Source organism: Burkholderia sp. ZZQ-2 (assembly GCF_050768715.1).
Lineage (GTDB): Bacteria > Pseudomonadota > Gammaproteobacteria > Burkholderiales > Burkholderiaceae > Burkholderia > Burkholderia cepacia.
In genome coordinates this window covers 17,903-30,110 of record NZ_LDVA01000291.1, presented here as the reverse complement: position 1 = coordinate 30,110, position 12,208 = coordinate 17,903, and the positions used below count along the sequence as shown (strand labels likewise).

The following is a 12,208-nucleotide window of genomic DNA, read 5'->3' as shown; positions in this document are numbered from 1 at the left end:
TGGAAGAAGGCGCACGATCAAGCCGGAAATGCGAGCCTAATGTCGCCGCATGCCCCCCGCCCCGCCCATGCCGCCGAACCCATGCATTCCGCCGAATTCGCGATGCGCGCCGACCGGGAACGCGCCATGGTGAAAACCGGCACCGGTCGGCACGCCGAAGCGGCGATGTTCGATCCCGTTGACGTGAACGACCGGATCGAAATGGTGGAAATGGTGGAAGTGGTGGAAACGATCGATGAAGACGAAGCCCACGCCCGCGCCGATGAAAAGCGGCGGCCCCCAGTACCCCAGGTCGGCATACGGGTAGTCCACCGCCGGATACCATAAAACACTACCATCGGGACTCTGCACGAACTGCCATGTGCCGTCGTCCTGCAGGCACGCACGCCCGACGATTTGCTGGTCCGTGCCGTCGATGTTCGCTCGCGCGACGACTGCACGGCAGTTGGCCGTGTCGCCCGCCAGATCGTCGTACGTTTGCGCGAAGACCGCCGCGGAACAGCCGAGACAGACGATACCTATCCCGGCTCGAAACAAGTTGCCCATGATCGGCTCCTGATTGCCCCCGACCGCTAGATCGCGGGCACCGTTGGCGGTGCCCGACACATCGAATCGCTCACGCACGATTCACCACGCGGCGGTAACGCGCCGCCGCTACGTACAGGGTCTCCTGCCGGATAAACGATGCGGCGCGCGTGCTTATTCCAGGGGTCTGGTGCGATTGATCAACGCGGGAACCTTCGACAGTCGATGCCGCGGCTGGCGGCTGGCGCCGGCCTAGCGCCTCGCGAAGCGGTAGGCCGCCGCCGCGCTGATCCCGAATACCAGATGGGCCACCAGCGTGATCGCACCACGAACCGGAACGAACCACGGGAAGATCGCTGTGAAGGCGTACAGGTTGACGCCGTACAGGATGAGGCCGAACGCGCCGCCTGCGAGTAGCGCGGCCGCGAACGACAGGGTGCGGATCGTTTTCACCAGCACGGCCGCATAGACCAGCGACAGCACCATATGCACGAGGGTCGCCACCGCCATGACCAGCGGATCGAAGCCGGCGGACGCGTCGAGCACGCGTCGCCCCATCGCGATGGCGGCCGTAAGGCGTGCGTCGCGCAGCAGGTTCCCGATCGCATCATCGCCGGCGATCGGCCAGAGCAGCAGCTCGACGACGGTCGAGCCGACCGCCGCGGCGAATGCCGCCCAGAGAATCGGGACGACACTGGCGCGTTTCAATTGGCGCCCCCGGCGCAACCGGCCGAGGAATCGAAGCAGCGTGTGCCGCCCCCGCTCCGGCGCCGGTCGGGCAGCATGTGCCCGCGATGCCGAACCGGGCAGCCAAGCCACATCACGACGCCCGTTCGCAATCCGTCCAGTAAGCGAACGGATCGCGATGCTTCGGATAGTTTTCGTCCAGCCATTTCAGCAACGTCGCCCGTGCGTTGTCCATGTCGGCTTTCAGCGACGAGGTCGTCAATTCATGCACTTCGACGGACTTCTCGCGATCGACCACGAAGCAGTTCCAGTCGGGGCCGTCGAGATCCGGATCGTCGGACGCCTTCGACGACTTGCCCCAGCCGAACCCCTTGCGTGCGTCGATGTAGTACCGCGGATGCACTTTCAGGTACGACATCTCGCCGCCCTGCAGGCTGCTCTCCGCGCGCAGCACGTCGTGCCCGTCGACGATCTGCGTGACTTCCGGAAGCCGGCGCGCTCGCCATCCGGCGGGCAGCGTCGCGATGGCCTTGACGCTGTCGTACATCCCCCAATCCAGCCCCCACGCTTCGGCCATGCGCTTCATGAATGCGTCCGCATTCGGATAACCGCGCAGCTGAATCCGGGTCGACAGCGTGACTTCGATACCGCCGCGCACGCCCGTGCCGGCGGATGCCTCGTTTGCGTTCGCTTCGAACGGATTGCCGGGACGCGACGCGCGCGTCTCGTCCGTGGGCGCCATGCCCGAAAACAGCTGGTCGAGCGCTGCACGCGCTTTCGACGATTTGTCCGGCCTGTTCATTGTTGACCTCGCTTGCACCCGCACGGATGCATACATTTTCGATTTTCGTTCATCTCTCCACCTCATCGTTTTTCGCGGACGCATTGTCGTCGATCCGGCGCTGCCGGCCTAGTGCCTCGAATCGCGCACCGCGTCCTTCGCAGCAGCCGGCCCGCCGTGGCGGGTCGCCACGACCATTTCCATTTCGATCAGGTGCCTGCCGCCACCGCCGCCCGCATCCGCTCCATCAACGCCAGCACCTCCGGCCGATTCTCCCCCTTCGCGTGCACGAAGTAATACCGGAGCACCGAATCGACCTCGTGGCGGCTCACGCGCACGAGTTCGCTGCGCTTGAGATAGGCGTCGGCAAGCGGTACGCGCGCCAGCGCCACGCCGAGCCCAGCCTCGGCCGCGGCCAGCACGAGGTTGTAATCCTCGAACCGGCGGTCCTGCGCGCGCGGCTTGAACGGCACGCCCAGGGCATCGAACCACGTGCGCCAGCCGGTCACATCGGAATCGTGCAGCAACGGCATGTCGAGCAACGCGGCATCGCCGCGCCGGCGGCGCTCCGCAGCCAGTTGCGCGGCGAGCCGCGGATGCGCGACCGGATAGAGCCGCTCCGGCATGAACGCACGGGTTTCGAGCTGGCGCCAGTTGCCGCGCCCGTACCGGATCGACAGGTCCGCTTCGCCGCCGGCGATATCCACGTTGCGAAGATCGATGCCGAGTTCGATCTGCAACGCGGGCGCCTCGCTCTCGAGCGCATGCTGCCGCTCGAACAGCCACAGCTGCGCGAATGCCGGCACCACGCTCATCCTGACCAGTCGCGGCGCACGCGGCGAACGCCACTGATCGGCCGCACTGTCGATGATCGCGAACGCCTGTTCGATCCGGCCGACGAAGCGCTGCCCGTCCGGCGTCAGGCGCACGCCGCGCGCATGACGTTCGAACAACTTCAGGCCGAGCCAGTTTTCAACGGCGGCCACCCGCCGGCTGATCGCGCCGTGCGTCACGCCGGAGACGTCGGCGGCGGCCAGGAACGAACCCTCGCGCGCGACCGTGCACACCGTCTCCAGGCTCGCGAGCGGCGGCCGCGAACCCGGCGCCGGCGTCGGCGTCGCGGCGGGCAACGCCGCCGCGCGCTGTTTCGCGCGGGCTGAAGCGCCGACCGGCCGCCGGCTCGAGCTGTGAATCATCTTCATATCCGGATGCTGATCTGTGCGCTAGCTTAACATCTCGCGACGCCGCATCATCGCCGCATGAACACACTCTCCACACCGTCGTCGCGCGCTGCGCGGCAGCCGCTGGTCGCGGCCGGCGCGGTCGCCTTCACGATCGTTTCGTGGGCGTCCGCTTTCCCGTTCATCCGGATCGGCCTGCATGGCCTGACCCCGCTTCAGCTCGCGGCGGCACGCTTCGCCACCGCGGCCGTGCTGATCGTCGCGTGGCTGGTGGCGCGGCGGCCGCGCGTGCCGACCCGAAGCGATGCGCTGCGCTTCCTGCTGTGCGGCTTTCTCGGCATCGCGCTGTACAACGCGCTGCTCAATACCGGCGAGCAAACCGTGTCCGCCGGCGCGGCGAGCTTCATCGTGAACACCCTGCCGATCTTCACGGCCCTGCTGGCCGCCGTGTTTCTCGGCGAGCGCTTCAATCGCTGGGGCTGGCTCGGCTCGCTCGTCAGCCTCGCCGGCATCGCGGTAATCGCGCGCGGGCAGCCGGGCGGCCTCGTCCTCGGCGCGGGCAGCACGCTGATTCTCGGCGCGGCCCTGTGTTCGGCCAGCTATTTCGTGCTGCAGCGGCGGCTGATTCCGGTATACGGCGCGCTGGCCTGCACCGCTTACACGCTGCTGGCCGGCGCGCTGCTGCTCACGCCGTGGCTGCCCGGCGCGCTCGGGGCGCTGGAGAGCGGATCGCGCGACACGACGCTGGCCGTCCTGATGCTCGGCATATTCCCGGCCGCGCTGGGTTACGCGACCTGGACCTTCGCACTCGGCTACTTCGGCGCGGCGCGCGCCGCCAACTTCCTCTATCTGACGCCGGCGGTCGCGACGGCCCTGTCGATGGCGCTGACGGGCGAGCGGCCCGGGATCGAGACGGTGTGCGGCGGCCTGCTGGCGATCGCCGGCGTGATCTTCGTGGCGTTGCGCGGACGCGCTTAGGCGCAACGCCGCATCGGGCCGGCACAGTCGGCCCGACGCTCGTCAAGCGAGCCGGTCGGATGAACCCCGACATCTGCAAAGCCGATCGAATGGCGCGGGCTGCCGACTCGCGCCAGTTCGCCAGCGCCGCCGGGGCTCGACCGTTAGTTGCATCAATAGGGGCATCGATCCCGATGAAACCCGGCAGCTCAACCGGACGCGCAATCACAACGTTCCAAACTGTGCAGACAAATCGACCGAACAGTTCCGGATTGACCGCGCATCAGTGTCCATGGCTTCGCCCCGGCCGCCGGCCGAATAATGGATGCGGCCGTAAGGCCGTCGACAGCGAATCGCAATCCATCGCGTGCCGCGGCGCACGATTTCCGGCATCCGGCGCTTTCGGATTTCGGGCGCCGGCCTTGCCGCGCCGGCCCCGTGACGCGATTCGCTGCAGCGCGCAAAATCGGCTTCATATATATTCATACGAATTGCGCGCTGTCAGGCCCCGGGCCGCTCATCCGGGCATCACGCCGACGGGCAGGACACGATGCAAGTGAAACCCATGACGGGTATGGAGACTCATCCGATCGCCCCGGCCTCGCCGTCGGACGGTCGAGACGTCCAATAGAAAGATCATTCAAATCGGAGATGGCAGATGGAACGAAGCACTGTCGGCATGCGCTGCAAACCCCTGATCACCGTCGCACTGGCTGCCGCCGCATTCGCGGCCGCGTCGGGCGCGATGGCCGACCAGGTCGTCAAGATCGGCAGCGTCGAACCGACGACGGGTGGCATCTCGCACCTCGGCAAGGACAACGAGAACGGCGCGCGCCTCGCGGTCGAGGAAATCAACGCAAAGGGCCTGACGATCGGCGGCAAGAAGATCACGCTGCAACTCGATGCGCAGGATGACGCGGCCGACCCGCGCCAGGCCACGCAGGTTGCGCAGAAGCTCGTCGACGACAAGGTCGTCGCCGTGATCGGCCACCTGAACTCGGGCACGTCGATCCCGGCGTCGAAGATCTACAGCGACGCGGGCATCGTGCAGATCTCGCCGTCGGCCACGAACCCGACCTACACGCAGCAAGGCTTCAAGACGACGTACCGCGTGGTCGCGACCGACGCGCAGCAAGGCCCGGCGCTCGCGAGCTACGCGCAGGCGAAGGGCGTGAAGAGCGTCGCGGTGATCGACGATTCGACCGCATACGGCCAGGGCCTCGCGAACGAGTTCGAGAAGAAGGCGAAGGCGCTCGGCCTGAAGGTGCTGTCGCACGACGCGACCAACGACAAGGCCGTCGACTTCCGCGCGATCCTGACGAAGGTCAAGGGCGAGAACCCGGACGCGATCATGTACGGCGGCATGGACGCCACCGGCGGCCCGCTCGCGAAGCAGGCGAAGCAGCTCGGCCTGCGCGCGAAGATCCTGTCGGGCGACGGCGTGTGCACCGACTCGCTGGCCGAACTGGCCGGCCCGGCGGCCGACAACGTGCTGTGCTCGCAGGCGGGCGCCGCGCTCGAGAAGATGCCCGGCGGCGCGGACTTCCTCGCGAAGTACCAGAAGCGCTTCAACCAGGGCATCAAGTTCGATGCGCCGTTCGCGTATGACGCGGTCTACATCGCTGTGGACGCGATGAAGCGCGCGAACTCGACCGACCCGGCGAAGATCCTCGCGGCGATGCCGGCGACGAAGTACGACGGCGTGATCGGCACGACGACCTTCGATGCGAAGGGCGACCTGACGCACGGGATCATCTCGATCTACGGCTACAAGAGCGGCAAGAAGACCTTCCTCGACCAGGTGAAGATGTAACCCGCCGCGGCGCCGGCACGACGGGAACGCCACCCGTCGGCGCCGGCGCCGCGCGGGCCGATTTCTGATTCACGGAGACGAAGCATCATGTGCGCAATGGCGTATGCGGAATTCCAACAGGAGTTGAGAAAGGCACAGTTGACGGCGCGCGAGTTCGCCCGCCTGATCCGGATGAACGAAAGTTCGATCACGAACTATTCGAGCAAGGGCACCGTCCCGTCCCACCTCGCGGTCATCGCGAAACTGATCGGCACGCTGGCCGCGCACGAGATCGATTTCCGGCGCGTGATCCGGCAGATGCGGATCGAACCGAAACGGCCGCGCGGCGGCGGCGTATTTCCTGCGGCGGACAAGCCGCGTTCCAGAAAAACGACGAAGACCGACGCCTGAGCGCAGGCATGCGTCGACAGCGGCTCAACGCTTGCCGCTTGCCGCTTGCCGCTCAACGCCGGAACGGAAGTCGTCTCACGGGCACCGCGCCACGCGACGCCCGATCATCCTCCCGCCGCCCGCACGTGATCGAGCAGCGCCTGCAACGGATGGCGCACCTGCTTCGAAGACATCCGCTTCACCTGGCTGCGGCATGAATAGCCGGTCGCCAGCGCCTCGCCCTCCACATCCACCGCATCGACGTGCGCCGCCCACGACTGCGCATAGATCGACTTCGACGTCTCGAGATTGCGCGCTTCGTGCCCGTAGGTGCCCGACATCCCGCAGCACCCGGTTGCCTGCACCTGCAAACGCAGCCCGCGTCGTGCAAACACCTGTGCCCATTGCTTGCCGCTGTCGGGTGCATTGGTCTTCTCGGTGCAGTGCGGCAGCAACCGGTAAGAACCGGCGACGCGCGGCACGCCGCCCGCGTCCGCTTCCGGCAGCGCTTGCAGCAACCATTCCTGCGGCAACGCCACCTTCGGCACATCGGCGAGCCCCGTCACCTTCAGGTATTCCTGCCGATACGTGAGCGTCATCGCCGGATCGAGGCCGACCAGCGCGACACCCGAGCGCGCCAGCGCCGCCAGTTGCCCGGCATTGCGGATCGCCGCCTTCTCGAACGCGAGCAAGAAGCCTTGCACGTGCAGCGCCTTGCCGTTCGGCGCGAGCGGCGCGAGCCACACCTGAAAACCCGTGCGCGCCGCCAGCTCGATCAGCGTCGCCAGCTGCTCGGTATCGAAATAGCGTGTGAACGTGTCCTGCACGATGACGACGCTGCGTGCGCGCTGCGCGTCGCTCAGCGCGGCGAGCGCCCGCGGGTCGGCCGGCTTCACGCGCCATTCGCGGATCACGGCCGCGAGATCGAAGCGGCTCAGGAGCGGGCTGTCGACCATGCCGACGTGCCGCTCGAGCAGCGTGCGCACCCAACCGGCGCGCATCAGCCCGTTGTACAGGGCGGGCACGCGCGCCATCCACGGCATCGTGAATTCGAGCGAGCCGATCAGGTAGTCGCGCACCGGCCGCAGGTAGCGCTGGTGATACAGCTCGAGAAACCGCGAGCGGAATTCGGGCACGTTGACCTTGACCGGGCACTGCCCGGCGCACGATTTGCACGCGAGGCAGCCGGCCATTGCGTCGTACACCTCGTGCGAGAAATCGGCCTCGCCGTTGCGTGCCGCGCGGCTGTTGCGCCAGCGCGCGGCCAGGCCGCGCAGGAACGGCTGCCGTGCGCGCGCCGCCGCGACGACGTCGACGCCGGCCTGCCCTTGCAGGCGCAGCCATTCGCGCATCAGCGACGCACGCCCCTTCGGCGACTGCACGCGTTCGCGCGTCGCCTTCCACGACGGGCACATCGCGTCGTCCGGATCGAAGTTGTAGCACGCGCCGTTGCCGTTGCAGTGCATCGCCGTGCCGTAGCTCTGCCACACGCGCTCGTCGATCTGCCGGTCGTGGTCGCCGCGCGTCGGCACTTCGTCGATCTTCAGCAGCCGCATCGTGTGATCCGGCGGCGTCGCGATCTTGCCCGGGTTGAACTGGTTGTGCGGATCGAACGCGGCCTTCAGCTGCTGGAGCGACGGATACAGCTCGCCGAAGAACGCCGGCGCATATTCGGAGCGCACGCCCTTGCCGTGCTCGCCCCACAGCAGGCCGCCGTGGCGCTGCGTGAGTTCGGCCACCGCATCCGACACGGGCCGCACCAGCGCCGCCTGCTTCGGGTCCTTCATGTCGAGCGCCGGGCGCACGTGCAGCACGCCCGCGTCGACGTGGCCGAACATCCCGTACTGCAGCCCGTGACCGTCGAGCAGCGCGCGGAATTCGGCGATGTACGCGGCGAGGTTCTCGGGCGGCACCGCGGTGTCCTCGACGAACGGCTGCGGGCGGGCCTCGCCCTGCACGTTGCCGAGCAGGCCGACCGCGCGCTTGCGCATCGCATACACGCGCTTCACCGCGTCGTCGCCGGCCGCGAGCGTGTGGCCCAGGCGCTCCACGCCGGTATCGGTGCGCAGATGTTCGACGAATGCACGCACGCGTGCGTCGACGTCGTCCGCGTCGTCGCCGCTGAATTCGATCAGGTTGATGCCGAGCGTCGGACGCGCGTCGTCCTGCGGGAAATACTCGGCGACGCTGCTCCACACGAAGTCCTTCATCGCGAGCATCAGCACCTTCGAGTCGACCGTCTCGATCGACAGCGGCTCGTGCGCGAGCAGTGCGCGCGCGTCGCGCAGCGCATCCATGAAGCCCGCGTAGCGCACGTTGACCAGCACCGAATACTTCGGGATCGGCAGCACGTTGAGTTTCGCCTCGACGACGAAGCCGAGCGAACCTTCGGCGCCGCACAGCACGCTGTTCAGGTTGAAGCGGCCGTCGGGTTCGCGCAGGTGCGCGAGGTCGTAGCCGGTCAGGCAGCGGTTGAGCTTCGGAAACTTCGCTTCGATCAGCGCGGCCTTGTCGTCGCTGATGCGTCGCGCGGTGCGGTAGACCTTGCCGATGCGGTCCTGCCGCGCGCAGCGGCGCTCCAGTTCTTCGTCATCGAGTGCGTCGCTGTGCAGCCGCTCGCCGCCCATCAGCACGAAATCCAGTTCGAGCACGTGATCGCGCGTCTTGCCGTACGTGCAGCTGCCCTGCCCGCTCGCGTCGGTGTTGATCATCCCGCCGACGGTCGCGCGGTTCGACGTCGACAGTTCCGGCGCGAAAAACAGCCCGTGCGGCTTCAGCGCCGCATTGAGCTGATCCTTGACGACGCCCGCCTGCACGCGCACCCAGCGGCGCTCGACGTCGATTTCGAGGATCCGGTTCATGTTCCGCGACAGGTCGACGACCACGCCGTCGGTCAACGACTGCCCGTTGGTGCCCGTGCCGCCGCCGCGCGCGGCCACCGCGACGTCGCGATGCGCGGGCTCGGCGAGCAGCCGTGCCAGCAGCTGGACGTCGTCGGCATGCGCGGGGCAGATCACCGCTTGCGGCAGGCGCTGGTAGATCGAGTTGTCGGTGGCCTGCACCGTCCGGTTCGCATGGTCCGCGCGGATCTCCCCGGCGAATCCGGCGGCCCGCAGCGCGGCGAGAAAGTCACGGTACGCATTCGCGGGCGGGCTGGCGGGACGGGGCAACGAGGCGATCGACATGGGGCAAAAGCGCAGTGTGGGTGGAGCCGGCCGGTTCGCGCGCTCCGAAACATGATTTTTTGGCAAGTTTCCGCGCGACCGGGAATTCCAGTATCTTTGGAATTTCCGTGAGAAACAAACGAATTCTCACCCGGCGAATATTGCATAAAACTCATGAATTACCGTCGTCTCACCCCGTCCATGTCGCTGCTGCTCGTGTTCGAGGCCGCCGCGCGGCATGAAAGCTACACGCGCGCGGCCGAGGAGCTGTCGCTGAGCCAGAGCGCGATCAGCCGGCAAGTCCAGACGCTCGAGGATCAACTCGGCGTGCCGCTGTTCCGGCGCGAGGGCCGCTCCGTGAAGCTGACCGAGGTCGGGCGCCGCTACTTCGCCGAGCTGAGCGGCGCACTGGGGCGCATCCGCGGCGCGACGCTGCAGGCGATGTCCCACCAGGCGGGCGCCGGCACGCTGCGGCTCGCCACCTTGCCGACGTTCGGCTCGAAATGGCTGTTGCCGCACCACCTGCACGACTTCTACACCGCACATCCGGGCGTGACCGTGCACCTCCATTCGCGGATCGGCGCCATCGATTTCCTCAACGACGACCTCGATGCGGCCATCACCGTCGGCGCGGGCGACTGGCCGGGCCTGCACGCGCACCGGTTGTACAACGAGTTCCTGATCGCGATTGCGCCGCCGGACACCGGCAGCCGCCGCAAGGCCGACGCGCGTTCGCCGGCGTGGGCCGCGAAACAGACGCTGCTCGGCGTGACAAGCAATCAGCAGGCGTGGGCCGAGTGGTTTTCGCACTATCGGCTCGACCATCGGCAGATGCGCATCGGCCCGAGCTTCGAGCTGACGTCGCACCTGATCCAGGCCGTGCGGGCCGGGATGGGAATCGGGCTGGTGCCGAAGGTGCTGGTGGAAGACGAGCTGGGCCGCAACGAACTCGTGTCGATCGGCGACGCGATCACCAGCCAGCGCAGTTACTACCTTGTCTATCCGCCGGGGAACGAGACGCTGCCGTCGCTCGTCGCGTTCCGCGAATGGCTGCTGAAGTCGTGCTGAAACACGGCCGCCGGCGGGCTGCCCGCGTTCAGGTACGCCATTCGCCGAGAATCTGCTCGGCCAGGTAGTCGCACGGCGGGCGCGCGGACTGCGCGCTGCGCGCGAGCACGACCTCGAGTTCGCCCAGCGGCGGCAGCCCGTGGCTTTCCGACAGCTGCACGAGATGATCGGGAATGCAGCAGCGCGCCAGCGGCGCGACCGCGAGCCCGGCCTCCACCATGCTGAGGAGGCCGAGGTGGCTCGGGCTCTCGTAGGACATCCGGTACGGGATCTTCCGCCGGTTCAGCGCCTTGACCGCCTGATCGCGCGCCATGCTGCCGCCGTGCGTGAAAAAGGCCACCGGCAGCGGCCGCTCCTCCCATACGTTGCGTTTCGGCGACCCGGCCCACACGAGCGGTTCGAGCCGGATCAACTCGCCGGTCACGCCCTTGATCCGCGTGAGGCACGCGAGGTCGACCGTGTTGTCCTTCAGCATCGGCACGAGCGCGCTGCTCGGCTGGCCGATCACGCGCACTTCCACACGCGGGTGCATCGCGGCGAACTTGCCGAGCACCTGCGGCAGCAGCGACGAAATGTAGTCGTCGGGCACACCGATCGTCACGCGGCCGCGAATCTCCGGGCGCACGACCGACGCCCAGGCCTCGTCGCGCATCGCCAGCATCCGGCGGCCGTATTCGGCAAGCATCGTGCCTTCGCCGGTCGGCGTCACGTTGCGCGTGTCGCGGATGAAGAGCGGCTTGCCGAGCGCATCTTCCAGCGCCTTGATCTGCATGCTCACCGCCGACGGCGACCTGTGCACGGCCTGCGCGCCCTGAGCGAACGATCCGGATTCGGCGACGGCCACCACCATCGCGAGTACATCGAGGTCGAGCTTTTTCATCGTATTCAGAAAAACTGATCAATCGATTCAGTTTATCCCGTTTTACTGTTCGCCTCCACGATCGGACAATGATTCCCGTCAGCACTCACTCGTTGCAGGAATCGTCAGACATGCATACGTCCGGATCGCTCTACGGGTTTCTCGTCATCGGCGGCATGCTCGCGGTCACGCCCGGGCCGAACATGGTCTACGTGATGTCGCGCTCGATCGCGCAGGGCCGCACGGCGGGGCTCATTTCACTCGGTGGCGTGATGATCGGGTACCTGTTCTACATGTTCGGCGCGGCGTTCGGCATCACGACGCTGTTCATGAGCGTGCCCTATGCGGGCAGCGGGCTGGCCGTGGTCGGTGCGGCGTACCTGCTGTATCTCGCATGGCAGGCCGTCAGGCCCGGCGGCCGCTCGCCGTTCGAGGTGCGGGCGTTGCCCAGCGAGCGGCCGCTGCGGCTGCTCGCGATGGGCGCGACGACCAGCGTGCTGAACCCGAAGCTCGCGATGCTGTTCATTTCGTTGCTGCCGCAGTTCATCGACTACCGGAACGGCAGCGTGCTCGGCCAGTCGCTGTTTCTCGGCTCGCTGCTGATCGCCGCATTCGCCTGCGCGAACGGGACGGTGGCGATCTGTTCCAGCAGCATCGCGAAGTTCCTGCACGGGCGCCCGACGCTGCTGCTCGCCCAGCGCTGGGCGATGGGGCTCATCCTCGGCGGGCTCGGCGTGCAGATGGTGGTCGACGCGTCGAGGATGGCAGGTGTGGCGTGATCCGCGAATCATACGGTCGCGCGAA

General features: G+C 67.3%; 11 protein-coding genes. 5 read left to right on the top strand and 6 right to left on the bottom strand.

The features are described 5' to 3' along the window. Positions 1-36: 36 nt before the first annotated feature. From ABY44_RS24590 to ABY44_RS24575, 4 genes are all read right to left on the bottom strand, one after another. Positions 37-546: a hypothetical protein gene (locus tag ABY44_RS24590; RefSeq protein ID WP_060170086.1), complete on the bottom strand. Its 510-nt coding sequence runs from the start codon at positions 544-546 to the stop codon at positions 37-39. A 231-nt stretch (positions 547-777) separates the two neighbouring features. After that, on the bottom strand, positions 778-1,233 hold the full coding sequence (locus ABY44_RS24585; protein WP_060170084.1) for a hypothetical protein: 456 nt from the start codon (positions 1,231-1,233) through the stop codon (positions 778-780). A gap of 112 nt (positions 1,234-1,345) precedes the next feature. After that, positions 1,346-2,014 carry a hypothetical protein gene (locus ABY44_RS24580; protein ID WP_027792169.1) on the bottom strand — a complete coding sequence of 223 codons (669 nt, stop codon included), beginning with the start codon at positions 2,012-2,014 and terminating at the stop codon, positions 1,346-1,348. A 188-nt stretch (positions 2,015-2,202) separates the two neighbouring features. Next, entirely contained in the window at positions 2,203-3,195 is a 993-nt protein-coding gene (locus tag ABY44_RS24575; RefSeq protein ID WP_060170082.1) for a LysR substrate-binding domain-containing protein, read from the bottom strand. Positions 3,196-3,252: 57 nt separating this feature from the next. Between ABY44_RS24575 and ABY44_RS24570 the strand changes: the two genes are divergently transcribed. The 3 genes from ABY44_RS24570 to ABY44_RS24560 all read left to right on the top strand — a co-directional run bounded on the left by ABY44_RS24570 (position 3,253) and on the right by ABY44_RS24560 (position 6,334). Then, positions 3,253-4,152 (top strand): DMT family transporter, encoded by a 900-nt coding sequence (locus ABY44_RS24570; RefSeq protein ID WP_027792171.1) that lies wholly within the window; start codon positions 3,253-3,255, stop codon positions 4,150-4,152. A 637-nt stretch (positions 4,153-4,789) separates the two neighbouring features. Then, positions 4,790-5,944 (top strand): branched-chain amino acid ABC transporter substrate-binding protein, encoded by a 1,155-nt coding sequence (locus ABY44_RS24565; protein ID WP_021160717.1) that lies wholly within the window; start codon positions 4,790-4,792, stop codon positions 5,942-5,944. Positions 5,945-6,031: 87 nt separating this feature from the next. Beyond that, positions 6,032-6,334 carry a hypothetical protein gene (locus ABY44_RS24560; RefSeq protein WP_059685469.1) on the top strand — a complete coding sequence of 101 codons (303 nt, stop codon included), beginning with the start codon at positions 6,032-6,034 and terminating at the stop codon, positions 6,332-6,334. A gap of 104 nt (positions 6,335-6,438) precedes the next feature. On the opposite strand, the gene ydiJ is transcribed toward ABY44_RS24560, so the two are convergent. Continuing rightward, positions 6,439-9,498 carry a D-2-hydroxyglutarate dehydrogenase YdiJ gene (gene ydiJ / locus ABY44_RS24555; protein ID WP_060170080.1) on the bottom strand — a complete coding sequence of 1,020 codons (3,060 nt, stop codon included), beginning with the start codon at positions 9,496-9,498 and terminating at the stop codon, positions 6,439-6,441. Positions 9,499-9,651: 153 nt separating this feature from the next. Here ydiJ and ABY44_RS24550 point away from each other — a divergent pair, with 153 nt between their 5' ends. After that, positions 9,652-10,545, top strand: a complete 894-nt coding sequence (locus ABY44_RS24550) for a LysR substrate-binding domain-containing protein (RefSeq protein WP_060170078.1) — start codon at positions 9,652-9,654, stop codon at positions 10,543-10,545. A 28-nt stretch (positions 10,546-10,573) separates the two neighbouring features. On the opposite strand, the gene ABY44_RS24545 is transcribed toward ABY44_RS24550, so the two are convergent. Continuing rightward, entirely contained in the window at positions 10,574-11,425 is an 852-nt protein-coding gene (locus tag ABY44_RS24545; RefSeq protein ID WP_027792175.1) for a LysR substrate-binding domain-containing protein, read from the bottom strand. A gap of 110 nt (positions 11,426-11,535) precedes the next feature. On the opposite strand from ABY44_RS24545, the gene ABY44_RS24540 reads away from it, so the two are divergent. Then, complete coding sequence (locus ABY44_RS24540) at positions 11,536-12,183, top strand: LysE family translocator (protein ID WP_021160723.1); 648 nt, start codon at positions 11,536-11,538, stop codon at positions 12,181-12,183. Positions 12,184-12,208 lie beyond the last annotated feature (25 nt).

Excerpts from the sequence above, each read along its gene's own strand:
- ABY44_RS24580 (WP_027792169.1), bottom strand. The coding sequence starts at position 2,014 with ATGAACAGGCCGGACAAATCGTCGAAAGCGCGTGCAGCGCTCGACCAG.
- ydiJ (WP_060170080.1), bottom strand. The coding sequence starts at position 9,498 with ATGTCGATCGCCTCGTTGCCCCGTCCCGCCAGCCCGCCCGCGAATGCG.
- ABY44_RS24575 (WP_060170082.1), bottom strand. The coding sequence starts at position 3,195 with ATGAAGATGATTCACAGCTCGAGCCGGCGGCCGGTCGGCGCTTCAGCC.
- ABY44_RS24540 (WP_021160723.1), top strand. The coding sequence starts at position 11,536 with ATGCATACGTCCGGATCGCTCTACGGGTTTCTCGTCATCGGCGGCATG.
- ABY44_RS24550 (WP_060170078.1), top strand. The coding sequence starts at position 9,652 with ATGAATTACCGTCGTCTCACCCCGTCCATGTCGCTGCTGCTCGTGTTC.
- ABY44_RS24560 (WP_059685469.1), top strand. The coding sequence starts at position 6,032 with ATGTGCGCAATGGCGTATGCGGAATTCCAACAGGAGTTGAGAAAGGCA.
- ABY44_RS24565 (WP_021160717.1), top strand. The coding sequence starts at position 4,790 with ATGGAACGAAGCACTGTCGGCATGCGCTGCAAACCCCTGATCACCGTC.
- ABY44_RS24590 (WP_060170086.1), bottom strand. The coding sequence starts at position 546 with ATGGGCAACTTGTTTCGAGCCGGGATAGGTATCGTCTGTCTCGGCTGT.
- ABY44_RS24545 (WP_027792175.1), bottom strand. The coding sequence starts at position 11,425 with ATGAAAAAGCTCGACCTCGATGTACTCGCGATGGTGGTGGCCGTCGCC.
- ABY44_RS24570 (WP_027792171.1), top strand. The coding sequence starts at position 3,253 with ATGAACACACTCTCCACACCGTCGTCGCGCGCTGCGCGGCAGCCGCTG.